Source organism: Virgibacillus oceani (genome assembly GCF_041521345.1).
In the GTDB taxonomy this organism is placed as follows: domain Bacteria; phylum Bacillota; class Bacilli; order Bacillales; family Amphibacillaceae; genus Virgibacillus_N; species Virgibacillus_N oceani_A.
In genome coordinates, this window is sequence record NZ_JBGOHB010000001.1 from 1 (window position 1) to 26,103 (window position 26,103).

A 26,103-nucleotide genomic window follows, 5' to 3' on the forward strand; every position below is an offset into this window, starting at 1 on the left:
AACGATTTTTGAATATCTTTTTTGCCTGGTCTGAACATGGGATAACCTCCAACAAGTTATTCTATACCTATTATAACGAATTGTTCAGTCTAGTTGGTGGGATTTTTGACCTTTTTGGGTGAGAACCTTCTATTGCATTTTTTAACGTATTTGCAAATTTTTTCTGTGCCTCTCCGGGTGAAATTTCAGGTTTAAGATTTTCTTGTACGGGTATAGTTTGTTGAGGTATGGCATTTATTGAATTAATCATGTTTAAAAATACTCCTTGCTAAATTATTTTCCGATTTCCAATGCTTTCATCAGCATTCCTTTGCTGGCATTTAATGATGTTATATTTGCTTCATATGATCTAGTAGCACTCATTAAGTCGACCATTTCCTTTAAAGGATCTACATTTGGCAGCTGAACATAACCAGCTTCATCTGCATCGGGATGATTTGGGTTGTATACAGATTTAAAAGGGGTTTCATCCTCTTCAATCCCGGTAACTCGAACTCCCGATCCTGTAGTTTGACTGGACGCCTGCTGCAAAAAGGATTTAAATGAATTTTCGGTTGGCGATACAGCAACCATTTTTCTGCGATATGGTTCAAGCTCTCCTTCTTCATTCATGGTGGCTCGTGTCGTTTGTGCATTGGCAATATTAGATGACACCACATCCATCCGCAGCCGCTCAGCTGTTAAGGCACTTGCGCTGGAATTAATCGCGTTAAACATCGTCATATTTAGTTCCCTCCCCTAATCACTGTTTGGATACTGCCAAATTTCCCATTTATTCGGTCGACCAATGCCTGATAATGAACTTGATTCTTGGCCAGTTCTGCCATTTCCTTATCTATGTCCACATTATTTCCATTGTGGTTATAAGACATACTCTGCTGAGCACTTACGTGATACGGCGTGCTGGACGTACCCGAAAACGGAAGATGATTGTCATGGGTTCTTTTTGCTTCCCCGGTCTGAGCTATCTCATTATGTAATACGTCTTTAAACACTACCTCTTTCGCTTTATAATTTGGTGTATCCACGTTAGCAATATTGTTGGCTATCGTCTGATTTTTTGCTGATGCAAACGCCAGTGAATTTTCCAGCTTTTGTATCGTCCCACCGAACATGTTCATCGAAAACCTTCCCTCCTTTCTTTAATATTAGTTTACAATTGGTTTACAACGTTCAGTAAATAAAACACTCTACGAACATTCTATGTTAATTCACTAACAAAGTCTATTGTTTTTCGACACTTTTAACACAACGTTCAAATAACAGTTAAATAGTCCTAGGTCTTTAATACTATAAAAATAGCATTAAATGGATATACAAGCGGATTTCAACCAATTATTTTATGAAATTTGTAGACAAAAGTCGAAATAAAGCGATATGTAATTACAACTTACCAGGACAATATGCCCAGCATAAACCAATAAGAAAAGCCGGAACTAACCGGCTTTTCTTTTGCATAGATAATGTTATTTAGCCTCTTCGGTTTCCAGCGAACAGGGATAGCAGCCTTTGGTACATGAGAATACCTTACTATCCAGTTCTTTTATGTCAGGCTGCATGTTTAGCGCAGTTCATATGTCGCTAACCGGCGCTCACGGCTTTATTCTTATTTATCTTGAACGCAGCTTTTCGAGTTCCACTAGAAACTTATCATTTAGCACTTTAATGTACGTTCCCTTCATACCAAGTGAACGAGACTCGATTACGCCGGCACTTTCCAGTTTCCTTAATGCATTTACTATAACTGATCTGGTAATGCCGACTCTGTCTGCTATTTTACTTGCAACAAGAAGTCCTTCATGTCCATTTAGTTCTTCAAAAATATGATCGATCGCTTCCAACTCACTGTAGGACAGAGAGCTGATCGCCATTTGTACTACTGCTTTACTTCTTGCTTCCATTTCAATCTCTTGTGTTTTCTCGTTTAAAATTTCCATGCCCACTACTGTTGCACCATATTCCGCTAACAGCAGGTCATCATCATTAAAACTGTCCGCTACACGTCCCAATACGAGTGTGCCCAAGCGGTCACCTCCGCCGATGATTGGAACCACGGTAGTTAGAGCATCTTTAAACAAGTCGCGATTTTCAACCGGAAATACGGTGTGAGGGCTATCGATATCCAGATTCGCTGTCGTTTCATGGATATTAAATAGGCCTTCAATATATTCTTCAGGGAACTGCCTTTCCTCAAGCATCGCTTTCATTCGCTCATTTTCAATTTCCTGGTTGATGGCAAACCCTAATAATTTACCTCTTCTGCTCACAATATACACATTTCCGTCAATTACATCCCTGAGTGATGCAGACATATCATTAAAGTTCACCGATTTTCCTGTAGCTTTCTGAAGCATTGCGTTAATTTTTCTTGCACGAGTTAATAGTTCCATAAATAATCCTCCATTCAAATATTAAATTTAAAGTATAAAGTGACTTAAGTCTTTATTTGTAACAATACTGCTCAATTTATCATCTACATACTGGGGGGTAATTTCAATCATTTCCATATTAATGTCCGGTGCTTCAAAAGACAAATCTTCGAGCAGTTTTTCCAGAATGGTATGGAGTCTTCTTGCCCCGATATTATCCGTATCCTGGTTTACCTCATAAGCAATTTCTGCCAGCCTTTCTACAGCTTTGTCGGTAAAAACAACATTTATACCTTCTGTGTTTAACAATGCTTTATATTGTTTGATCAATGCATTAGACGGCTCATTCAATATCCGCTTGAAATCTTCCACTGATAACTTTTCCAATTCTACCCGAATCGGAAATCTCCCTTGCAGCTCCGGGATCAAATCGGATGGTTTTGCCATATGAAAAGCTCCGGCAGCGATAAAAAGCATATGATCCGTTTTAACAGAGCCATGTTTCGTAACAACAGTGGAGCCTTCCACAATAGGAAGAATATCCCGTTGCACGCCTTCTCTGGAAACATTTGCGCCCGAATCCTGCTTTCCAGCTACTTTGTCAATTTCATCAATAAAAAGGATTCCGGACTCTTCCGCCCTTTTTATTGCATCTTGTGACACTTCTTCCATATCCACCATTCTTGCCGCTTCTTGCTGTGTTAATACTTTTCTGGCTTCGCTGACCGCCAGTCTGCGTTCTTTTTTCTTCTTTGGCATAAACTGACCGAATGCATCCTGCATGTTCATTCCCATTTGTTCCATTCCTGAACCTTGCAGCATATCAAACATGGAAGGAGGGACTTCTTCAATTTCAATAGTAACCATGTGATCTTCCAGCTCTCCTAAAGCAAGCTGATGTTCCACACGTTTACGTTTGTTTTTTATTTCTTCATCTTTTTCCGTTTCTTTATCATTGCCTTCATCATCTGTTCCCTGTGGAAAAAGCATTTCAAAAGGATTTTTCATGGAAGTTTCTTTCTTTACCTGAGGTACAAGCAGCCGAACAAGCTTTTTATTCGCTTCAACCTCTGCTTTATGCATTACCTCGTTCATTTTTTCTTCCTTCACCATCCTTATTGACATTTCAACAAGATCACGAACCATTGACTCCACATCACGGCCAACGTATCCAACTTCAGTAAATTTTGTCGCTTCTACTTTGATAAACGGAGCTCGAACCAGCTTTGCCATCCTCCTGGCAATTTCTGTTTTACCTACCCCTGTCGGACCAATCATAAGTATGTTTTTCGGAACAATTTCATCCTTTAATGACTCATCCATCTGCATCCTGCGGTACCGATTTCTAAGTGCTACTGCCACTGATCGTTTCGCAGATTTTTGGCCAATGATATATTTGTCCAGCTGATTCACAATTTGTTTTGGTGTGTAATCCAATCCCATCTTCTGTTCAGGTCCCCCCTTTAATCAAGCGCCTCTAAAGTAATTTGGTCATTGGTGTAAACACATATTTCCCCTGCAATCTCTAATGCTGACTTGGCAATTTCCCTGGCAGATAAATCGTCAGTATGTTTAAGGAGCGCCCGTCCGGCACTTAATGCATAATTCCCTCCGGAACCAATTGCAAGTATGCCATCATCCGGTTCAATGACCTCCCCGGTTCCAGAAACCAAAAACATTTCATTTTTATTCATAACAATTAGCATCGCTTCTAATTTACGGAGTACTTTATCGCTTCTCCATTCCTTAGCTAACTCCACTGCAGCTCTGGCCAGATTACCATTATAAGTTTCAAGTTTCCCCTCAAATTTTTCAAACAGCGTAAATGCATCTGCAACAGAACCGGCAATCCCGGCGAGTACCTGACCTTTAAAAAGCGTCCGTACTTTCTTTGCCTTATGCTTCATCACAACAGCATTGCCAAGTGTCACCTGACCGTCCCCGCTCATAGCGCACTGTCCGTTGTGTTTAACAGCAAATATAGTTGTTGCATGCATCTCATTTGACATTACCATCACCTCTTTTTCATGATTTTGCTCTCGGATGGCTGTTCATATAAACATTTCGTAAATGGCTTTTGGTTACATGTGTATAAACTTGTGTAGTTGAAATGCTTTCATGACCCAGCAGCTCCTGTACGCTTCTGAGATCTGCACCTTCGTTCAGTAAATGGGTGGCAAAGGTGTGCCGCAGTTTATGTGGGTGGACGTTTACTGTCAATGCCGCTTTTTCAACAATCTTGTTTAAAATCAGCCGAATACCTCTAACGGATATGGGATCTCCTTTATAATTCAAAAAAACAGATACAGAAGTTTGATTGCTCTTTTCCAGCAGTTTTTTCCGCCCGTCATTTATGTAGGTATTTAATGCATTTTCCGCAAATTTTCCAAAAGGGATATACCTTTCCTTTTGCCCTTTACCTTTAACAAATACGGTACCAATGGAAAAATCAATATCATTCAATTGTAACCCCTGGCACTCACTAACCCGCATACCTGTCGCATAAAGTATTTCCAGCATCGCCTGATCCCGCTGACCTAATGGGTCAGTGAGATCATTAACACCGAAAAGCTCTTCCAGTTCTTCTTTGTATAAAAAGTTAGGTATGGATTTTTCAGTTTTCGGCAGTTTAATATGAAGAAATGGATTGTTCTCAATCATTTCTTCCCTCTCCAAAAATTTATAAAAGGTGCGTAACGTGGAGACCTTTCTGGATACAGACCGTCTACTGAGCTGCTGTTCATATAAATCAGTAAGATATACCCTTACTGTTTGCTGATCTATACTTTGTAACTCAGTAATGGTTTCCCGGGCTAAAAATTCGAAGTAATTATCCAAATCATTCAGATAATATTTAACAGTATAGGGCGAAGCGTTTTTTTCTATTTGTAAGTACTCTGTAAATGCTTCCCTGTACGAGCTGAAATTATTCAAATTTTCACCCCATTTAATTAGCGAATAAAGCATAACATATATAAAATTAAAATGCAATAAATTTAACTAAATTGCAACAAAATTCTAAATAGAAGGCTTCATCTCTATAACGAAATCATGCTTTTTGAATCAATGCATATTTTGTCAAGTGAATCTCTTTTCCAATGGGTAATTATAACCTTTATGAAATTCATTCGTCAACAGAATACAATTCGATTTGTTTAGAAGATTTTATACGGTGACTATTTTGTGAAATCATTATTGTTATGGTCAAATTTTCATTAAATTATTCCTAATTCTTCAATTTTAGATTTTGTGTCTGCTGTGCCTAATGCGTGTATCCTTTCATAAATACCAATTAAAAACTGATCATAACTTTCCCTTTCTTCATCTGCACCCCATTCATCAAATGGTTTACCAATATACTCAATAGCAGCCTCTGCATTTTTATCTTTTTTGCGAAATAATTCCTTTAATTCTTTAATTTCATTTTCACTCGCAGTAATTTCATATTCAATATACCCATCGGGCACGGATTCTTCTCGAATGTCCTGTGTATCTATAGTTACGAAATAATGTTTCTTATCTGCCAACATGAAAACCTCCTCTATCGACGTATGTTCCCCCTTATCTATTTATTCAAACATAAAAACGAAAGCAAAAATATGTCATATTAGTAAGAATCACTGCACCATTGCCGGCATTCATCGAGGCTATCACAATAAATGTGAGTAAATGGAATTAATCTGCTGGCTATGCCTTCTTATATTTTTGTCTAATAAAAAGGATGCAGTAAAAAACTGCCCTACGATCAGGCAGTTTTACGTTTGCGGATTTTCTTTATACTCACAGTTTATACATTCTACTTGCGTTTCTTTCTTTCTTTTCTTTTCTACAAGCAATGAATCACATTTAGGACACGGCCGAGATACGGGTTTATCCCATGAGACGAATTCACATTCTGGATACCGGTCACATCCGTAGAATTTGCGGTTCTTTTTGGACTTTCTTTCCACCACATTTCCTTCTTTGCAATTTGGGCATTTTACGCCAATTTCTTTTAGGATTGGCTTGGTATTTCTGCATTCAGGGAAATTGGAACAAGCCAAAAACTTTCCGTAACGTCCCATTTTATAAACCATTTCATGTCCGCAATTCTCACAATCAATACCTGCGGGTTCATCCCTTATTTCCACTTTTTCCATTTCTTCTTCTGCTGTTTCCAACCGTTTCTCAAAACCTTGATAAAAATCATCTATAATAGTGACCCATTCTGTTTTGCCTTCTTCTACAGCATCCAGGTCACCTTCCATTTTAGCAGTAAAATCAGCATCTATAATTTCAGGGAAAAACTCTTCCACCAATTCCAATACAACGTTTCCAAGTTCTGTAGGTGTAAACCGCTTGTTATCAATGGTTACGTAGCCTCTTCGCTGAATAGTATCCAAAGTTGGTGCATACGTAGACGGACGGCCGATTCCCAGTTCTTCAAGTGTTCTTACGAGCCGTGCTTCTGTATATCTCGGAGGCGGCTGTGTGAAATGCTGATTTGGGGTGATTTCATTTGCTTTCACCTCCATACCTTCCGCTAATTCAGGCAGCAGTTTATCATTTTCTTTTTTATTGTCATCGCTGCCTTCCACATACACCTTCATAAAACCTTTAAATTTAATTTTTGAGCCATTCGCCCGAAATTCCACATCGTTATTTACTAAATGAACAGTCATTGTATCCATGACAGCAGGTGCCATCTGACTTGCCATAAAGCGTTCCCAAATTAATTTGTACAATCTTAACTGATCTCGTGATAATACGTCTTTTAAAACTTTTGGCTCTCTCATTGCGGAAGTTGGACGAATTGCCTCATGCGCATCTTGTGTTCCTTCTTTTTTCTTTGATTTATTTTGGCCACCTAGATAATCTTTGCCATATTTTTCGGTAATAATTCCCCTTGCTTCCTCTTTTGCCGTTTCGGAAATACGAGTGGAATCTGTACGCATATAGGTGATTAAACCGGTAATACCTCCTGATTTTTTCCCTAAGTCAATTCCTTCATACAGCTGCTGTGCAATCATCATTGTTTTCCTTGCCCGGAAATTAAGTTTTCTTGCTGCTTCCTGTTGCAAAGAGGAGGTAATGAAAGGTAGCGCAGGATTTCGCTTACGTTCTCTTTTATTTACTTTTTGGACTTTAAAATCTTTGCCATGTAACTTATTTAATACTTTATTCACATCTTCTTCGGTTTGAAGTTCGTGTTTTTTTCCGTTTAAACCATAGAAACTGCCTTCAAATTCATCGTTTCCTTTTTGGAACTGTCCTTCGACCGACCAATATTCCTGAGGCTGAAAGTTTTCGATTTCTTTTTCCCTGTCGATGATCATTTTCACGGCTACGGATTGAACTCGTCCAGCACTTAAGCCTTTTTTAACTTTCTTCCATAGCAAAGGACTTATATTATAGCCGACAAGCCGGTCAAGTATCCTTCTTGCCTGCTGTGCATCTACAAGATCTTTATCTATGGAGCGTGGATGTTTAAACGATTCCTTAATCGCATCCTTGGTTATTTCATTAAAAACTACCCGGCATTCTGAATCTTCATCTATATTTAGGCTGTATGCTAAATGCCATGCGATTGCTTCTCCTTCTCTATCAGGGTCAGCCGCCAAATAGATCTTTTTTGCCTTTTTAGCTGCTGACCTGAGTTCTTTTAATACGTCACCTTTGCCTCGAATGGTAATATATTTTGGCTTATAGTTATTTTCAGTATCAACACCCGTTTGACTTTTTGGCAAGTCGCGTACATGACCCATAGAAGCTTTTACTTTATATTTTTTACCTAAATAACGTTCAATTGTTTTTGCTTTCGCAGGTGATTCTACGATTACTAGATAATCTGACATTCTTTTTGTCCTCCCAAAATGAGGTGGTCTGTATTTAATTCGGAAATCTTCACTAATATTAAATATATAATATCCTTTTGTCAAACATACTGTCATCATCATATGTTTAACAGATGGCGATATTCCTATAAGAATCGAATCTTTTTTCACCTTTATCGCAGTGTAACTGGCTGGCCGACAAAAGCGCCACGTCCTGGGACTACGGGACAGTAGTTCCTCGTCCCCTCATAAAGAATTGTGGCAACGTCTGCATGACCTACGTCCTGTAGGCATAAACCCCACTGCATGAAGTTTCACTTTATGACACGCTGAAGTTCTATCTTTCCCATTCGATTAGTTGACATGTATTTGACGAAAATAGACACCTCCTGCTTCCCAGTCCTCTACAATATCTGAGGCATGCTGAACGAGTTTGGCGCCTTCCTGAATCATATCATTGCAGCCGATGGTCTGGGGAATTAGCGGAGAGCCGGGAACAGCATAAACCTCCCTGCCCTGATCCAATGCCTGGTCCACGGTAATTAACGTGCCGCTCTTTTTTGTTGCTTCAATAACAAGGGTGCCAAAACTGAGACCGCTGATGATTCGATTCCTTTCGGGGAAATGGTGTCTTTTTGGAGGAAGAGATGGTGGGTATTCCGACATAGCAAGACCATTTTTCACAATTTCCTGGAAGAGCAATGTATTATCCGTCGGGTAAATATGATGAAACCCCCCTCCAAGAACGGCAATTGTCTTTCCTTCCCTCAGCAGCGATATTTGATGCGCATAACTGTCAATTCCACTGGCCATTCCGCTCACAATTACCCAATCTGTATCTGCCAATGGCTGTATAACATATTTTGTTTTTTCCATTGCTTCTTTGGATGGTTTTCGTGTACCAATCACGCTAAGCGAAGGGCTATGTGTTAAAAGACTGGTATCTCCCAGCATATATAAAACGATTGGCGGATCTTTAATTACTTTTAATTGGGGTGGATAATACTCGTCCATTAGGGTAATAATGGTATATTTTTTAGTATCTTCCATTACGCTTTGTATCAGCTGTTGATTTCGCAAATCATTATAAATGGATAAAGCAGTTTTCATGGGAATGGATAAGGTATTAGTAATTGTTTGCGGGGAAAAACTGTAGATTTTTTTTAATGAGGGATCTTGATGGATGACTTTTCGGAGCCTTTTGCGCGACATGCCTTGACATCTGGATAAATGAATTAATCGCATATGATTTTCCTGCAGTGTAATCACTTCCTTTATTTTATTGGGTATAAGAAACCTGGTACAGACCAGGAAACTTATACCCAAATTTATTAATGCGTTTTACACTTTTCTTTCAAACCGTGTTTTTCCAATGTTTTTATCATTGTTTCACCCATTACTGCCGGGGTTTCTGCAACATCAATGCCGCATTCTTTCATGATGCGTATTTTCTCTTCTGCTGTGCCTTTCCCACCAGAAATAATCGCACCGGCATGACCCATTCTTTTTCCTGGAGGCGCAGTAGCCCCCCCAATGAAGCCTACTACAGGTTTATTCATATTTGCTTTCACCCACTCAGCTGCTTCTTCTTCAGCAGTTCCGCCGATTTCCCCGATCATAATAACCGCTTCTGTTTCCGGATCTTCATTAAAAGCAGTAAGTGCATCGATAAAGTCTGTGCCGTTAACAGGGTCTCCGCCAATTCCCACAGCAGTTGTTTGCCCATATCCTGCCTCAGTCAGTTGATGTACTGCTTCATATGTTAATGTTCCGGAACGGGAAACAACACCAATATGACCTTTTTTATGAATATAACCAGGCATAATACCAATCTTACTTTCATCAGCTGTAATAACACCAGGGCAGTTAGGTCCTACCAGGCGAGTTTTCTTCCCTTCCATGTAACGCTTCACTTTGACCATATCCATGACAGGAATATGCTCTGTGATACAAATAGCGAGATCAAGCTCTGCATCTACTGCCTCCAATATGGCATCTGCTGCAAATGGTGCGGGTACATAGATAACAGACGCGGTTGCCCCGGTCTCCTCTACTGCATCTTTAACTGTATTAAATACCGGAACACCTTCTACTTCTGTCCCGCCTTTTTTCGGGGTTACCCCACCAACGATTTTCGTTCCGTATTCAAGCATTTGTTTTGTATGGAATCTGGCTGTACCGCCAGTGATACCCTGGACAATTACTTTTGTATCTTTATTTACATATACACTCATTGTCTACCGTCCTTTCCTCATGTAACTGCTAAACGAAAAGTCTGCAGTGTTCTGATTGTTCGGCTTGTATAAGCCAAACCTAGAGTTGTTTCAATCATGCATTCTTAGAATTCTGAAAGAGTTTTACAGAAAAGGATTACTTCACTAAGGAAACAATTTTTTCTGCACCATCAGCCATGGATCCGGCGGAAGTAATGTTTAATCCGGAGTCATCCAAAATCTTCTTCCCTAAATCAACGTTTGTTCCTTCAAGACGAACCACGAGCGGAATTTCCAATCCTACCTGTTTTGTTGCTTCCACAACACCTTCTGCAATAACATCACATTTCATAATTCCACCGAAAATATTAACAAATATGCCTTTTACATGGGAATCAGATAAAATGATTTTAAATGCTTCGGTAACTTTTTCAGCTGTCGCACCGCCGCCAACATCTAGAAAGTTAGCAGGATCCCCGCCATAATGCTTAATAATATCCATTGTGGACATAGCAAGACCAGCACCATTTACCATACAGCCGATATTACCATTTAGTGAAATATAGCTCAGGTCATGTTTTGATGCTTCAATTTCTTTCTCATCTTCTTCATCAAGGTCGCGCAATTCCATGACATCTTTTTGACGGAATAATGCGTTATCGTCAAAGTTTAATTTGGCATCCAATGCTAATACTTCTCCATCACCTGTTGTTACAAGCGGGTTAATTTCCGCAATGGAGCAATCTTTTTCGACAAAAGCCTGATACAGGCCAGTCATAAATTTAACTGCTTTACTTAATAGTTCATCAGGAATATTTATATTAAAAGCCAGTCTTCTTGCCTGATAACCGGATAGACCTACGACCGGATCGATTACTTCCTTGAAGATTTTCTCAGGGGTAGCTTCTGCCACCTCTTCAATTTCCGTTCCGCCTTCTTCAGAGGCCATCAGGACGACCCGGGAAGTAGCCCTGTCCAATACGAGTCCAACATAATATTCTTTTTGAATATCACACCCTTCTTCTATGAGTAGCCGTTTTACTTCTTTTCCTTCAGGCCCTGTTTGGTGTGTTACTAATGTTTTTCCTAGAATTTCTTCCGCGTATGTACGCACTTCATCAAGACTTTTCGCTATTTTTACTCCACCTGCATTACCGCGGCCGCCTGCATGAATTTGTGCTTTTACTACTGTAACCGAACTTCCCAATTTTTTTGCAGCCTCTACAGCTTCATCTACTGTATAGGCAACATAGCCATCAGGAACGTTTACGCCATAGCTTCTTAAAATATCTTTTCCTTGATATTCATGAATGTTCATCACTAGTCCTCCTAACAATTTTACTGCATATCCATTGTATTAAAAAAAAGCAAATACCACAAGAATAATAGAATTTCTCTCTCACATTATTGTCGAATTTTATTGTTTCAGCACCGAATTATGATTATTATCAAGGGTGTTCTTTTGGGGGAAATCAGCTTATCATATCCAGTTCCCATCTATCACATAGGATATATTACTTATCCGTGATTTCTCCTTTTACTTTTCCATTTGCTGGTCTGCCTGGTATATAAAAGCAAACACTTCAGCTACTGCCTGATATAATTCTTCAGGGATAGTTTCATTTATAGTTAATGCTGCCAGTAATTCAGCAAGGGATGCATCCTCTATCACTGGAATATCATTCTCGTTGGCCTTATCAAGTATATTATTAGCAGTCAATCCCGTGCCTTTTGCAGTTAAGCGCGGTGCTGCTTTACTTTTATGATCATACTTTAATGCTGCTGCTTTTTTACGTTTTTCCATCATATCCGGTAGTCCACTCCCTGGGAAATATGTTGGGTTATATTTTTATTTTCAACCGGGCTTTCCAGTTTTTGCAGTTCACGGTATTGCACGTTCGAAAGCTGATAGTTCAAATCCTCCAGCCCTTTTTTTAACTTATTTTTCAAGCCGTCGAATAGATCACCCGGGTTTTCAGTATTATTATATACTGTTACAGTAACAGCACGTTTTTGGATATTCATATCAACGACGGTTTCGTGCAAATTTTCCAAGTGTAAATAAAATAAAATGCGGCAATGTTCCGGGTTAATTTCACCTGAGTCCGTTTTTCTGCTTTCAAATTCGAGGCTAATATCCTTTAACAGGCCAAGCTTTTCACCGGGGATTTGCATGCTGATATGCAGAAAACCGTTCGTTTCATGAAGTGAATTAAGCTGTAAGCCGTTCATATATTGTACGAATTGGCCCGCCTGCTCCTGCGCTCTCCCGTTGCCTGAAGCCAATAATTGTAACAGCATCCCCTTTAAAGATGCCTCAGGCTGCAGGCGGTTATGGACAAGCTGGTTTTCGTAATCCATGCCGCTGGTCGTTAACCATTGTTTCAGATGCATCAGAAATTGTTCCTTTGAGGATGCCTGCAAAATGTTATTTCCAGCGTTTATTTGATTCAATAACCGGTCTGCATTTGTATAGCTGCTGTTACTGGATAACATGGTTAATACATTGAAAAGTCTTTCTAAATCAGCTGAGTTATTATTCAGATTTTTGAGGAAAGACTGTTGTGCTGTATTTAACAGAGAATAAAACGGTGTCAGCTGTTGTTTAATATTTTTAAATTCACGCTCAGCCAAACCGGTATGCTTTGTTATTGCTTCGGATAATTTATTGCCCCATAACTGCATCGTTTCTCTGGCGAAAGCGGATGTTTCATTTTTTTGCTGCGTTATTTGTTCCATGCCTTGTAAAGCAGATGGCAGTTTTATCGAAAAAGGTTGTTGAGTAGAACCGGAAGCGTGTTTATTCCAAGTTGATTTCCATGTTGAAAAATCCAAATTTTGACTGATGGCACCCGAAAATTGCAGCAATGAAAATAATTGCTGGTTATTGTTTTTAGCTTGTTTCATAATTTCAGCTGTCATTAATTCATTTTGAGCTGCAGGACGTGTATTCAACCCTTCCAGCAGCCGAATCAGTTTTGTATTATCTGATCCTTTTTCTGCAGCTGCCAGCATGGATTGAATTTGCTGCGTAAGATTTGATGTCTGTATCGAATGAATGGCCTGTAACACGGAAGGTGTAACCGGCAATTTATGTACGATCATTTGCTGAAGCAATGGCATAGTTGCTTTTTTATTTTTTGAATCATTCAGGAGTTGAAGCGCATTCGCAATATCCGTCTTTTCAAGTGGAATAGACTTATCCAAAAGGCCTTTTATTAATAGAATATTGCTTTTTGATTCACTGAACCCAAGCTGCTGCAGCAATGTTTTTGCATTCATTTCATTACCATTCTTCAATCGTTCTCCAAGCACCTGTAAATGAAGAAGACGGTCCGTGCTTTTCACTTGAAAATGGTATCTCGCTCCAATGGTGAGGGAGGCTTCCAATTGGGCGATCATTGATGTTGAGCCAAGTGTAATTTGCGCTTTATTATCCGGAAAAATTTTTATTATTTTTCCTTGCATAATTTGTCCCGGCTTTAATCTGCTCATTTGATTGTTCAAATGAGTCAGTCGCTCTCCGGATATTTGATATATACTCATAAGGAACAGCTCCTTCTGCTAAACTTGGTTCCTGATTGGAGCAAATGACTTTCGGTGGTAGGGACTTATTCCATGATCACTGATCGACTGTAAATGATGTTTTGTTCCATAGCCCATATTTGATTTAAAATCATATATAGGAAATTCATTATGTATTTGCTGCATTAACTGATCTCTTGTTACTTTGGCTAAAATGCTTGCAGCAGCAATGGATATGCTTTGTTCATCCCCTTTTATAACGGATTCCGACGTGCATGGTAAATGCGTTAAATTTACCGCATCAATTAATACATGATGTGGTGCAGGATTCAGCTGGTCTATCGCATCCCGCATTGCCAGTTTTGTAGCTTCATATATATTAAGCTCATCTATTCTTTGACTGGGGATAGCAGAAACCCCATAACTGACTGCTTCCTGTTTAATAATCGAAAAAAAATCATTTCTGATTTTTTCATTTAGCTGTTTAGAATCATTTAAACCGAGCAATCGAAAGTTCGAAGGCAGGATAACGGCTGCAGCAACAATTGGCCCCGCAAGCGGACCTCTGCCAGCCTCATCAATTCCAGCAATGTACTGACACCCATTAGCATATGCCGTGTTTTCGTAATGGCACATTTGTATAAATTGTTTTTCGAGTTCTATTTCTTTCTGTTTTCTTTTTTCATAGCTTTGAATGAGCAGCTGAACCCCTTTTCTTTTATCTTCTTTCAAAGCTGCTATTTCTTTTTCCTGAATCTTTTCTTCCTCCATCAATTGTTTTATTTGTGTGATCGTTTTATTGTTCATATAAACACCTGTCTCTCTATATATCGACATATCTATTCTTAATTATAACTTACTGTATGGATATATAATAAAATAAAAATCGTTTTTTGCATATTTTGTCGCTATTTTACCCACAACCAATCCACTTCGCTACCGCATGTAGGCATAAGTGCGATATAATCAATGGACCGAGTAATCGAAATCCCAACATTTTAGAAAACAGCCTAAATAAAAATCCCGTACACTTCTATAGTGACACGGGGTAATCGATCCCTGGCTTGAGCAGCCTTTAGCTTTCCGGGGATTCCATCGTTATTCTGCCGAGTTTACCTATCCGAAGATCTCGAAGCAGTAAATCGGAAACTTTGTCGAAATTGACATTACCACCGCTTTCCAGTGCGCCGCGTCTTTTTCCGATTGCAGTGAATACATCCCACATATCATTCATTTCCCGGTCCACTCCATATCTATTTTCTAGCACATCTGGATAATGGTTTTGTAAATGGGTGATGACAAAGGCCGCTACATCCTGTAATGGAAGTAATTGATCCTTTATTGTACCTATGGCAGCAAGACGATTGGCTGATAACTCATCCTCAAATTTGGGCCATAGTATACCAGGTGTATCCAATAATTCAAAATCATTTTTCACTTTTATCCATAGCTGTTGTCTTGTTATTCCCGGCCTATCCCCTGTTTTAGCAATTTTTTTGTTAGCTAACCGGTTGATTAAGGTAGATTTCCCAACATTAGGTATCCCGATAACCAAACCTCTGGCAGGTCTTGGCTGAATTCCTTTCTTTTTAAGCTGCTCCATTTTCTTTTGCCCCAGCTCTTTTGCCAATTGAATAACACTTTTAATATCCGTTTTATCGTTAACATTAATCACAACAGAATCGATGCCCTGATCAGAAAAATAAGAGAGCCATTCCCGGGTTATTTCAGGATCAGCCAGGTCTTTTTTCATCAAAACTTTCATTTTAGCTTTATTTGTTACAGTTTTCTCCAGCATTGGATTATGGGACGACAGAGGCGCTCTTGCGTCAATCAATTCCATCACAAAATCAACCAGCTTTAGTTTTTCTTCTATTTCTTTTTTTGCCTTGGCCATATGGCCCGGAAACCATTGTATCGTCATATGTCTCCTACTCTCTTACAATTTGTATGCGATCCAGCGGCCAATAAATTAAATTGGTTTTCCCTACTATTTCATCCATTGGAATAACCCCGATGGATCTGCTGTCTGTCGAGTTGCTTCTGTTATCACCTAAAACAAAAACATGATCTTCCGGAATTGCTTCATGGCCGCCCGGGAGTCTTTCCAGCGTAAAATCATTTGTTAGTTGATAAGGTACCAGGTGCTCTTTTGATTCTGCCAAAAACGGTTCCTCCACCCTTTCTCCATCAATGTACAGTACATTGTCCCTTACTTCAACATGCTCTCCCGGCAAGCCGATAATGCGTTTGATGAAATCCTTTTGAACAGAAGCATGAAAGACGACTATATCAAAACGTTCAGGCTCACTTATATTATATGCAAACTTATTGACAATCATTTGGTCACCATCATGCAGGTTCGGCAGCATTGATGGACCATCCACTATAATTGGAGCAAAAAAGAACATCCGGACAAAGAATGCCAACCCAAACGCTATTAATATTGCTTTAACCCAGTCCATCCATTCACTATTCCTTTTAGCCATGCCGTTTCCCCCGTATATGTATATCCTTTAACTAGTTTAAGCCGTTTCATGCTTCCATTCAACTAAATTGGCCTTATGAAAATAAAAAGCCAAGCACTCATTTAATGATCCACGGACTGCATGAGATCCTCGTTCCACCAAGATCATTTGCACCTCGGAGGAGAATAGGACTATATTCATATTAAAATTACCTACAGACACTAAATTTCATCATTGCCTCAGCAGCGAAGAAAAAAGAGCTTGTATCAAATACAAAGCTCCTTTCTCCATGAGTTATTTATTACTTATAATTTTATATTCTTTCTTTAATACGTGCTGCTTTACCACGCAGATTACGCAAGTAGTACAGTTTTGCACGTCTTACAATACCACGGCGTGTTACTTCAACTCTGTCAATTCGAGGTGAATGTACCGGAAATGTACGTTCAACACCTACACCGTAGGAAAGCTTTCTGACTGTAAATGTCTCACTGATTCCGCCACCCTGGCGCTTGATTACAACACCTTCAAACACCTGAATACGTTCACGTGATCCTTCAATAACTTTCACATGGACCTTGACGGTATCACCGGCACGAAAAGCGGGATGATCTGTACGAAGCTGTTCTTTTGTAACGTCTTCAATCAATTTTTGCACGATCGTTCACTCCTTCCAAACTAATGCTCTTATCTTTAAATGACAGCGGAACATCGTTTATCCGTGCTTATCACAAGTACTTTAAGCACAACAATAAATATACCATAATGCAGTTGTATGATCAACTACATATCCGTATTTTTTTTCATTTCTTCCAGTATTTTTTTCTCTTTTTCATTCAAATCCAATTCATTTAATAATTCAGGGCGCCGGTGTAATGTCCGTTTTAAAGACTCCCTTTTACGCCAGTCCTCAATTTTTTCATGGTTGCCGGATAATAATACATCAGGAACCTTCATACCGCGAAATTCCGATGGTCTAGTAAAGTGAGGATGTTCCAATAAACCCGTGGAAAAAGAATCTTCCTTTGCCGACTGCTCATTTCCCAGCGCTTCAGGCAATAGTCTCACTAGACTATCGATGACAACCATGGCACCCAATTCCCCTCCGGTTAATATATAATCACCGATGGATATCTCATCTGTTACGAGATTTTCCCTGATCCGTTCGTCATATCCTTCATAATGACCACAAATAAAAATAAGATGTTCTTCCGCAGCCAATGCTTCTGCTTTTTTTTGATTATAGGGGGCTCCCTGGGGAGACATTAAAATGATTTCAGGCTCTTTCGGCGCGCCCTTCTTCAAAGAGGCAACAGCATCAAATAGAGGCTGAGGGGTTAATACCATTCCCGCTCCTCCCCCATATGGATAATCGTCCACTTTTTGATGCTTGTTATCGGAGTAATCACGAAAGTTGACTAAATTGTAACTGAACCTTTCTTTCTCATGTGCTTTTTTTAAAATAGACGACTGAAATAAACCGGACATCATTTCAGGAAAAAGGGTTAAAACATCAATATGCATTAATCCAACAGTCCTTCCATCGGTTCAATAATTATTTTCTGCGTATTTATATGTATTTCCTTGACAACATCTTCAATATAAGGAATGAGGACTTCTTTTCCATTCGGCTGTTTTACGATCCAGACATCATTCGCACCGGGGGAGAGTATTTCCTTAACGGTACCTATTCTTTCATCATGGCGTGTAAACACTTCACAACCTATAATTTCATGGTAGTAATATTCATTCTTCTCGAGTTCTGTAAGCTGACTCTCTTCTATTTTTAAAAATAATCCTTTTAAATATTCTATATCATTTATATTATTGTAGTTATGGAATGTAAGCAGATCAAAACCTTTATGAAGGCGATGCGTTTTAATAGTCAGCTGAATGGGGGCTTCGTTTTTCATTTCTGCAAATACGATATTGCCGGGTTCAAAGCGTTCTTCAAAATCCGTAATCCGGATAACTTTTACTTCACCGCGAATCCCGTGTGTATTAACAATTTTTCCAACATTAAACATTCGGTTGTTCATCATTTCACCTGCCATTAATCAATTCGAATAACAACATCATCTTTTATTACGATGGCACCCTCTGTCATAATTTCCTTCCAGTCGGAACCGACGGAAATATCTACAAGGGCTTCCACCTCTTTTTCAATAATTTCACTTCCCATTTCCAGCATATCCAATTGCTCTATTTTAAAATCGGCAAGCTTTATTTTTTCTTTTCGTTTATTAATTTCCTGCTGAAAGCGATGTGCTATATCCTGTTTGGAAGTGGCTGATTTATTTTGCAGTTTTCTCTTTTCAAACAACAGCTGCTGACATTCTTGCTCAAGCCGTATTTTATGATTGTTAAAATTGCTTTTTAATTTTTGCTTGCTTTTTTCCGTGATAATTTGTTTAATTACAACCTTTTTAATTATCTTCATCTTTCTTCCTCACTCTCATATAGCTTCTTTATATAGAGCGGTCGTCACCCGATATGTGCAAAAAGGGAAAGGAAGAGTCCTTTCCCTTTACATAATATCCAAATAAATACGTTTATTTCCATCGGATTTTGTTGCGTACACAACGGTACGGATGGCCTTTGCAATTCGGCCATTTTTACCGATGACTTTCCCCACATCTTCCTGGTTTACTGTAAGATGATAAACGATTTTTGTTTCTTCTTCTTTTTCATCTACAACAATATCTTCCGGGTGATCAACTAATGAAGTGACAATGGTTTCAATTAAAGCTTTCATCTTATCACTCTACTTTTTCACTTAGTTTTTTTGCTCGTGGAATTTTTTCATGATACCTTCTTTTGAAAAAAGGTTACGCACAGTATCACTTGGCTTAGCGCCATGTTTCATCCAATCAAGTGCTTTTTCTTCATCTATTTTAACGTCAACCGGATTTACTACAGGATTATATGTGCCGATTTGTTCAATGGAACGACCATCACGCGGAGCACGCGAATCGGCTACAACAATACGATAGAATGGGTTTCTTTTTGATCCCATACGCTTTAAGCGGATTTTAACTGCCATGTTCTTACACCTCCAATAAATAATATTTCATTAATAAACTTGGCTTAACGCCAAGGTTTAATGGCGAAAGTATTCGTTCAGCGAAAAATACATTTTCCGTCTGCAATGTATCGCTAGTGCAATATTACTTGCACTCATGCAGGCATAAAGTTTTATACTTTCTTCCCTGCCAAGTTTAGATTTTAACAGAAACCGGGATGCCTGTAAAGGGTTTTTGCATTACAACATTAATCAAAGCCCTATTTTCTGTCTGCAGCTGCATTATATTATATTGCCAGTCCCTACATAAATGGCAAATTCATGCCTTTGCCTTTCTTGCCTTTTTGCATGTTTGTCATTTGTTTCATCATTTTCTTCATTTCATCGAATTGTTTTAATAAACGGTTAACCTGTGAAACGGATGTGCCTGAACCTTTAGCGATCCGCTTTTTGCGGCTGGCATTCATAATACTCGGGTCCTGGCGTTCGTTCTTTGTCATCGATTGAATGATCGCTTCAACATAAACGAGCTGCTTTTCATCAACTTGTGCATTTTTCAGCCCTTTCATTTTATTTGCACCTGGAATCATTGCCATTAAATCATCCAATGGTCCCATATTTTTCACCTGACCCATCTGCTCTAAAAAATCATCAAAGGTGAACGACATGGTACGCATTTTATCTTCCAGTTCCTTGGCTTTTTTCTCATCTACATTTGTTTGGGCTTTTTCAATTAATGATAGTACATCACCCATGCCAAGAATTCTAGATGCCATTCGTTCAGGATGGAAGGCTTCTAGCTGGTCCAATTTTTCACCCATACCTGCAAATTTAATCGGTTTATCTGTTACAGCTTTAATAGATAATGCTGCACCACCTCGGGTATCCCCATCAAGTTTAGTCAATACTACCCCAGAGATGTCCAGCTGTTCATTAAAACTTTCGGCAACATTTACCGCATCCTGACCTGTCATCGCATCGACAACGAGAAATATTTCATTTGGAATGACCGTGTTTTTCAGCTGTGTCAGTTCATCCATCAGTTCATTGTCAAGATGCAGGCGGCCAGCGGTATCAATAATAACATAATCATGATGCTCTTCTTTGGCTTTTTCCAACGCTTTCTTTGCAATATCCACCGGATTTGCATCAGTTCCCATGGAAAACACCGGCATATCAAGCTGCTGGCCAAGTGTTTCGAGCTGTTTGATTGCAGCTGGACGGTAAACATCACAGGCAACAAGCAGTGGAGAACGGTTATATTGCTTTCGTAATAAATTGGCGAGTTTGCCTGTAGTGGTCGTTTTACCTGCACCCTGAAGTCCGGCCATCATGATTACTGTAGGTGGGCGATCAGCCGTGGCAATTTTGCTGTTTTCCCCGCCCATCAGCTCAGTAAGCTCTTCTTTCACTACTTTAATAACCTGCTGGCCAGGTGTCAGACTTTCCATCACTTCTTGTCCCACAGCACGTTCCTTTATGCGCTTAATTAAATCTTTTACTACTTTAAAGTTGACATCAGCTTCCAGCAATGCAAGGCGAATTTCCCGGGTCATTTCCTTTACATCCTGCTCAGAAACCTTGCCTTTACCGGTGATTTTTTTAATTGTTCCTTGCAGGCGTTCGGCTAATCCTTCAAATGCCATAGAAGGTTTCCCCCTAATCCAATTCTTTTAATTGTTTCAATTTGTCCATTATAAAATGGTCTTCTTCTTTCACTACTTCTTCAAGCTGTTCGATCAATGACATTCGCTGCTGAAATTTATCATACATATATAGCTTTTCCTCGTAAGATTCAAGCATAGTTTCCGTTCTTTTTATATTATCATAAACCGCTTGCCGCGATACGGCGAGCAACTCTGATATTTCACCCAAAGAATAATCCTCTAAATAATACAGTTCCAGATAATTTCTTTGTTTAGGTGTAAGCAATGTCTGATAAAAATCAAACAAATAGTTCATTCTCGTTGTTTTTCCGAGCAATCTAATACACCCCTTGTTAAGTGAAATTACTTTACGTTCGATTTTAAAGATAAGAAGTTTCTTTGTCAAGCTACTCTTTTATTCTTTCGCTTCAAGCATATCTGCAAAAAGTCCGTATACAAAAGCATGTGCATCAAATTTTTGCAGATCAGTGAGCTTTTCCCCGAGACCGGCGTATTTAACAGGAATATTCATTTCGTTTCGGATAGCCAGAACTATGCCGCCTTTAGCGGATCCATCCAGTTTTGTTAATACAATTCCGGAAACATTTGTTGCCTCGGAAAATGTTTTGGCTTGATTTAAAGCATTTTGACCTGTTGTTGCATCCAAAACAAGCAACACTTCATGCGGCGCACCGGGGACTTCCTTTTCAATTACACGGTTTACTTTTGCAAGTTCATTCATCAAATTCACTTTATTTTGCAGTCTGCCTGCTGTATCGCAAATTAATACATCAGCTTTCCGGGACTTTGCAGCTTTTATTCCGTCAAATATAACAGCAGCCGGGTCGCTTCCGGCACCTTGCTTAATGACATCAACCCCGGCTCTCTCCCCCCATACTTCCAGCTGTTCAATGGCACCTGCACGGAAGGTATCACCAGCTGCAAGCATAATATCCTTGCCCTCCTGCTTTAATTGGCATGCCAGCTTTCCAATCGATGTAGTTTTACCGACGCCGTTAACGCCAACTACAAGGATGACAGATAATTGACCGTCCTGAATATTTAATTGCTCAATTTCCTCATCGTCATCACCGTAATATATCTCAACCAGTTTTTCCGAAATGACTTCCTTCACTTCTTTGGTATCCTTTATATTTTGCCGCTTTACTTCCATTTTTAGCTCATCAATTAAATCCATTACTGTCATCACACCGACATCCGCTGTTATTAGCACTTCTTCCAGCTCTTCAAAAAAATCCTCATCGACTTTGCGGTAGCGAGCAATTAAATCATTGATTTTTCCGGAGAAAGAATTTCTCGTCTTTTTCATCCCTTCTTTATATTTCTCGGATACTTCCTCGGTTTCTTCATTTTGCTTAAATCTATTTTTTAATTTATCTATAAAACCCATGAATTGTGTCCTCCTCATCAACTGCTGATTAAATCCTTCGTATCCTCGAGCCGTACGGATACAAGACGGGAAACACCGGCTTCCTGCATGGTAATCCCGTATAATACGTCTGCTTCCTCCATCGTCCCTTTTCTATGGGTGATGACAATAAATTGGGTATCTTCACTATGAAATTTAACATATTCTGCAAAACGCACGACATTTGCTTCATCCAGTGCTGCTTCTACTTCGTCCAATACACAGAAAGGCACAGGCCTTACACGCAAGATCGAAAACAACAATGCGATGGCAGTTAACGCCCGCTCTCCACCGGAAAGCAATCCAAGATGCTGCAGTTTTTTCCCCGGCGGCTGTGCAATAATTTCTACCCCTGTATCAAGTAAATTCGATGGCTCGGTCAATTTTAATTCGGCATGACCACCCCCGAACAGCTGATAAAAAACATTTTCAAATTCTTCTTTTATCTGTGTAAATGTCTTATCAAACCGTTTTTCCATTTCTTCATCCATTTCAGCAATAATTGCATACAATGTTTCTTTTGCTTCAACTAAATCTGTTTTTTGTTCCATTAAAAAAGTCAGTCTCTCTTTAATTCGTTCATATTCATCCATTGCGCCCAAGTTAACCGTTCCAAGCTGCTCTATTTTTTGTTTCAAGTTACTGACACTTGACTTGGCACTTTCTATGTCTTCTGCTTTCGCATAAGTCTGCTGTGCTTTTTCAAATGTAATGGTATATTCTGTTTGCAAGTGGGACAGGCGGTTTTCCAGATCGACGTCAAGCCTGTTTGTTTTTACTTCTTTTTGTTGAATATTCTTCTGGAAAGCCTGATAATGCTTATTTTCTTCTTTCAATTCCCTTTCTTGATCTTGCATCAATTTTGTTCGTTCTGATCGTTCGGAACGTTTATCCTGAATAGAGGACGTTAAATCGTGCTTCTCTTTTGTCTTTATGGAAATCCTATTTTCTATTTCTTCTATTGTTTCTACTTTTTCATGTACTCTACTTAGTTCTTCCAATTCGGAAGTGTAAATGTGGTACTGCTTATTAAGTTCATCCAATTGCGTTTGGTTTCCATCTGTTTTTTCCTGCTGGGCTTTTAACCTTTCTTCCAGTTCCGCAAGCGTCACCTGTTCCTTATGGAAATCCTGCTGAATCTGTTCATAATTCTTTTTGAATTCTTTTTCCTGACTTGACAGTGTATCGATATTTTTTTCAATAGATGTTAATTTATGTTTCATTTCTTCTAGATTATTTAATAATGCGTCATCTCTTGCATATAATTGTTTACTTTCTTCTTCAAGTTGTACTTTTTCCCGTTCATATAATTTTATGTTTTCCAGTAATGATTCTTTTTTCATTTTTATATCCGTATAGCTGGATTGTAATTCGTTTAATTTCTCTTTATCGGCAGAAACAGCTGATTCTTCCGACATAAGAAGGTTCTCCAATTCGGCTAAATATGATTTTCTTGTTTCCATTTTTCCTTCAAAGGAATTCATTTTTTGCTCATAGTCTGAAAGCGATTTTGTAATTTCATCCAAATCCTTTTCCCTGGTAAAAAGAGATGATTGATTTGATTTTTTTCTCGCTCCTCCGCTCATGGCTCCCCCCGGACTGACAACATCACCCTCAAGCGTAACAATACGGTACTTACGCATCACGATTTTGGCAATTTGATTTGCATCTTTTAACGATTTTGCAATGATCACATTACCTGCCAGGTGATTAATCGCCTTTTGAAAAACTTCATTTGATCGAACAAGCGTTGAAGCTATTCCTATAAAACCCGAAAGATGCTCTATTTTGGATATAATATGCTTTGGAATTCCCCGTTCCTGCAGAGAGGCAAGTGGAAGAAAAGTGGCCCTTCCATTATTCGTTCTTTTCAGCCAGGATATCGCTTGTCTTGCACTCTCATCATTATTTACAATGATATGCTGTGCCTGGCCTCCAAGTGTCGTTTCAATTGCTGAAAGATAAGCTTTCGGAACATCAATCAACTCTATAACTGCGCCGTGTATATTTTCCAGCTGTTTTTCATCTCTTGCTTTCAGTATTGCTTTAACACCCTGAAAATAACCTTGGAAATCTGCTTTCAATTCTTTTAACATTTCTTTCCTGGCACTTAGTTTTTCAATATATTGATAGCCCTCGTATAATTTAGTCTGTGCGGCTTGATACAGTTCTCTTTTTTCTTCCAGTTCCTCTTTCAACTTTTTGATCTGGGATTCCTTGTTTGAAAGAAGTTCTTCCTGCTTTTTAACGCTTTCTTTCAACCTGATTTCTTTTTTGCCAAAATCCGCTTTAGATCTGTCCAGTTCACTGAATTTTTTTGCTTGGCTTTCTTTTTTTCCTTTTAATTGTTCTATTTGCTGATTTATAGATTGTTTTTCATTTCGCATTGCTGCCTGCTGATTTAAATGCTCAATATATTCACTTTTTAAGTTCTCGATTTCATCCGAGATCTCATCTTCACTTAATGAAAGCCTTTTTTCAAGTTCTTTTACTTTATTATATGAATTTATCCGCATTTCTTGAAGATGATTCAGCTTCTCATTTTCCTTTTGTTTCACATGCTCAAGCTCTTTCAGTCTTATAGAACTTTCCTCTTGTTGTGATTGAAGCTTTTCCCTATTTTCAGCTAAATGCTTTGTTCGTTCATTAAACAGGTTCTTTTGACCCTCTGATTTTTCCAGTTCTTCTGTAATTGTTATCAGCTTAGACTGTAAACTTGAAATGTCATCGTCCATTTTCTGTATTTCATTGCGTTCCTGTTCTAAATCTGAATCTTTTCGCTGGATCTTTGATTTCCAATTCAATTCTTCCGTTTTTTCTTTTTCCAACTCACGCAATAGCCTTTTCCACTCACCATTAAGCAATTCTATTTCAGCAACGAGCAGGGCTATTTCCTGTTCTTTCAATTGATCTTTCAAATCAATATACTTTGCAGCTGTTTCTGCTTGCTGCTCCAATGGCTCTCTTTGCTGTTCAATTTCATAAATAATATCTTCTACCCGGTTCAAATTCTCCTGGGTTTCTTCCAATTTATATTCGGATTTCTTTTTTCTTTGTTTATATTTCAGAACACCTGCAGCTTCTTCAAAAATCATCCGACGTTCTTCCGCCTTGGAACTTAATATCTCCTCCACTTTCCCCTGGCTAATAATGGAAAATGCTTCCCGTCCAAGACCGGAATCCATAAATAAATCAATAATATCCTTTAACCGGCAAGCCTGATTATTTATAAAAAATTCACTTTCGCCTGAACGGTAAATTCTTCTTGTTACACTTACATCCGCATAATCCAAGGCTAATCTTCTATCATGATTATCAAGCGTCAATGTAACTTCAGCCACGTTTAACGGTTTTCTGGAATCACTTCCTTGGAATATAATGTCCTCCATTTTGGATCCGCGCAATGATTTTGCCGACTGTTCTCCAAGCACCCATCGGATTGCATCTGTTATATTGCTTTTCCCGCTGCCGTTTGGGCCAACGACTGCTGTTACGCCCGGTACAAAATCGACCCGGATACGTTCGGCAAAAGATTTAAAACCAACACTTTCCAATTGTTTAAGATACATATTCATTCTCCTACTGGAAAATCCAAATCTATTTATTTTCACTCATCGT

Annotated in this window: 26 protein-coding genes; all 26 read right to left on the minus strand. The window is 38.9% G+C overall.

Translation table 11 applies throughout. The annotated features are described in order from the left end of the window. Positions 1 to 273 precede the first annotated feature (273 nt). Positions 274 to 723: a flagellar basal body rod protein FlgC gene (gene flgC, locus ACDX78_RS00005; protein ID WP_486024289.1), complete on the minus strand. Its 450-nt coding sequence runs from the start codon at positions 721 to 723 to the stop codon at positions 274 to 276. A gap of 2 nt (positions 724 to 725) precedes the next feature. Further along, positions 726 to 1,121, minus strand: coding sequence for a flagellar basal body rod protein FlgB (gene flgB / locus ACDX78_RS00010; RefSeq protein WP_486024290.1), 396 nt, complete (start codon positions 1,119 to 1,121; stop codon positions 726 to 728). Between the two features lie 489 nt (positions 1,122 to 1,610). Beyond that, positions 1,611 to 2,390, minus strand: coding sequence for a GTP-sensing pleiotropic transcriptional regulator CodY (codY, locus tag ACDX78_RS00015; RefSeq protein ID WP_486024292.1), 780 nt, complete (start codon positions 2,388 to 2,390; stop codon positions 1,611 to 1,613). A gap of 27 nt (positions 2,391 to 2,417) precedes the next feature. Further along, positions 2,418 to 3,812 carry an ATP-dependent protease ATPase subunit HslU gene (gene hslU / locus ACDX78_RS00020; RefSeq protein ID WP_486024294.1) on the minus strand — a complete coding sequence of 465 codons (1,395 nt, stop codon included), beginning with the start codon at positions 3,810 to 3,812 and terminating at the stop codon, positions 2,418 to 2,420. 20 nt (positions 3,813 to 3,832) lie between these two features. Then, positions 3,833 to 4,378 (minus strand): ATP-dependent protease subunit HslV, encoded by a 546-nt coding sequence (gene hslV, locus ACDX78_RS00025; protein ID WP_486024295.1) that lies wholly within the window; start codon positions 4,376 to 4,378, stop codon positions 3,833 to 3,835. Positions 4,379 to 4,394: 16 nt separating this feature from the next. Further along, entirely contained in the window at positions 4,395 to 5,303 is a 909-nt protein-coding gene (gene xerC / locus ACDX78_RS00030) for a tyrosine recombinase XerC (protein ID WP_486024297.1), read from the minus strand. 281 nt (positions 5,304 to 5,584) lie between these two features. Next, complete coding sequence (locus tag ACDX78_RS00035) at positions 5,585 to 5,896, minus strand: hypothetical protein (RefSeq protein WP_486024299.1); 312 nt, start codon at positions 5,894 to 5,896, stop codon at positions 5,585 to 5,587. Between the two features lie 228 nt (positions 5,897 to 6,124). Further along, a complete protein-coding gene (topA, locus tag ACDX78_RS00040) occupies positions 6,125 to 8,203 on the minus strand; it encodes a type I DNA topoisomerase (RefSeq protein WP_486024301.1) in 2,079 nt (692 codons plus the stop codon). 333 nt (positions 8,204 to 8,536) lie between these two features. Next, positions 8,537 to 9,427: a DNA-processing protein DprA gene (dprA, locus tag ACDX78_RS00045; protein WP_486024302.1), complete on the minus strand. Its 891-nt coding sequence runs from the start codon at positions 9,425 to 9,427 to the stop codon at positions 8,537 to 8,539. Between the two features lie 86 nt (positions 9,428 to 9,513). Next, on the minus strand, positions 9,514 to 10,416 hold the full coding sequence (sucD, locus tag ACDX78_RS00050; RefSeq protein WP_486024303.1) for a succinate--CoA ligase subunit alpha: 903 nt from the start codon (positions 10,414 to 10,416) through the stop codon (positions 9,514 to 9,516). A gap of 136 nt (positions 10,417 to 10,552) precedes the next feature. After that, complete coding sequence (sucC, locus tag ACDX78_RS00055) at positions 10,553 to 11,713, minus strand: ADP-forming succinate--CoA ligase subunit beta (protein ID WP_486024304.1); 1,161 nt, start codon at positions 11,711 to 11,713, stop codon at positions 10,553 to 10,555. 219 nt (positions 11,714 to 11,932) lie between these two features. Further along, positions 11,933 to 12,202, minus strand: a complete 270-nt coding sequence (locus ACDX78_RS00060) for an EscU/YscU/HrcU family type III secretion system export apparatus switch protein (protein WP_486024306.1) — start codon at positions 12,200 to 12,202, stop codon at positions 11,933 to 11,935. Next, positions 12,199 to 13,941 (minus strand): hypothetical protein, encoded by a 1,743-nt coding sequence (locus ACDX78_RS00065; RefSeq protein ID WP_486024308.1) that lies wholly within the window; start codon positions 13,939 to 13,941, stop codon positions 12,199 to 12,201. Before ACDX78_RS00065 ends, ACDX78_RS00060 begins: the two co-directional genes overlap by 4 nt. A gap of 18 nt (positions 13,942 to 13,959) precedes the next feature. Further along, positions 13,960 to 14,727: a ribonuclease HII gene (locus ACDX78_RS00070; RefSeq protein ID WP_486024309.1), complete on the minus strand. Its 768-nt coding sequence runs from the start codon at positions 14,725 to 14,727 to the stop codon at positions 13,960 to 13,962. Positions 14,728 to 14,995: 268 nt separating this feature from the next. Next, positions 14,996 to 15,844 (minus strand): ribosome biogenesis GTPase YlqF, encoded by an 849-nt coding sequence (gene ylqF / locus ACDX78_RS00075; protein WP_486024310.1) that lies wholly within the window; start codon positions 15,842 to 15,844, stop codon positions 14,996 to 14,998. Between the two features lie 7 nt (positions 15,845 to 15,851). Then, positions 15,852 to 16,409: a signal peptidase I gene (lepB, locus tag ACDX78_RS00080; protein WP_486024312.1), complete on the minus strand. Its 558-nt coding sequence runs from the start codon at positions 16,407 to 16,409 to the stop codon at positions 15,852 to 15,854. A gap of 292 nt (positions 16,410 to 16,701) precedes the next feature. Then, on the minus strand, positions 16,702 to 17,046 hold the full coding sequence (gene rplS / locus ACDX78_RS00085) for a 50S ribosomal protein L19 (RefSeq protein ID WP_486024313.1): 345 nt from the start codon (positions 17,044 to 17,046) through the stop codon (positions 16,702 to 16,704). 125 nt (positions 17,047 to 17,171) lie between these two features. Continuing rightward, positions 17,172 to 17,912, minus strand: coding sequence for a tRNA (guanosine(37)-N1)-methyltransferase TrmD (gene trmD / locus ACDX78_RS00090; protein WP_486024314.1), 741 nt, complete (start codon positions 17,910 to 17,912; stop codon positions 17,172 to 17,174). Then, positions 17,912 to 18,427, minus strand: a complete 516-nt coding sequence (gene rimM, locus ACDX78_RS00095) for a ribosome maturation factor RimM (RefSeq protein ID WP_486024315.1) — start codon at positions 18,425 to 18,427, stop codon at positions 17,912 to 17,914. The genes trmD and rimM overlap by 1 nt, the downstream gene beginning before the upstream one ends. Before the next feature lie 14 nt (positions 18,428 to 18,441). Beyond that, positions 18,442 to 18,828, minus strand: a complete 387-nt coding sequence (locus ACDX78_RS00100) for a YlqD family protein (RefSeq protein ID WP_486024316.1) — start codon at positions 18,826 to 18,828, stop codon at positions 18,442 to 18,444. Positions 18,829 to 18,915: 87 nt separating this feature from the next. Then, positions 18,916 to 19,143: a KH domain-containing protein gene (locus tag ACDX78_RS00105; protein WP_486024317.1), complete on the minus strand. Its 228-nt coding sequence runs from the start codon at positions 19,141 to 19,143 to the stop codon at positions 18,916 to 18,918. Positions 19,144 to 19,164: 21 nt separating this feature from the next. Then, positions 19,165 to 19,431: a 30S ribosomal protein S16 gene (gene rpsP / locus ACDX78_RS00110; protein WP_486024319.1), complete on the minus strand. Its 267-nt coding sequence runs from the start codon at positions 19,429 to 19,431 to the stop codon at positions 19,165 to 19,167. 281 nt (positions 19,432 to 19,712) lie between these two features. Next, positions 19,713 to 21,056: a signal recognition particle protein gene (ffh, locus tag ACDX78_RS00115; RefSeq protein WP_486024321.1), complete on the minus strand. Its 1,344-nt coding sequence runs from the start codon at positions 21,054 to 21,056 to the stop codon at positions 19,713 to 19,715. A 13-nt stretch (positions 21,057 to 21,069) separates the two neighbouring features. Beyond that, on the minus strand, positions 21,070 to 21,393 hold the full coding sequence (locus ACDX78_RS00120) for a putative DNA-binding protein (RefSeq protein WP_486024323.1): 324 nt from the start codon (positions 21,391 to 21,393) through the stop codon (positions 21,070 to 21,072). 78 nt (positions 21,394 to 21,471) lie between these two features. Further along, on the minus strand, positions 21,472 to 22,467 hold the full coding sequence (gene ftsY, locus ACDX78_RS00125; protein WP_486024324.1) for a signal recognition particle-docking protein FtsY: 996 nt from the start codon (positions 22,465 to 22,467) through the stop codon (positions 21,472 to 21,474). Between the two features lie 17 nt (positions 22,468 to 22,484). Next, complete coding sequence (gene smc, locus ACDX78_RS00130; protein ID WP_486024325.1) at positions 22,485 to 26,054, minus strand: chromosome segregation protein SMC; 3,570 nt, start codon at positions 26,052 to 26,054, stop codon at positions 22,485 to 22,487. Between the last annotated feature and the right edge of the window lie 49 nt (positions 26,055 to 26,103).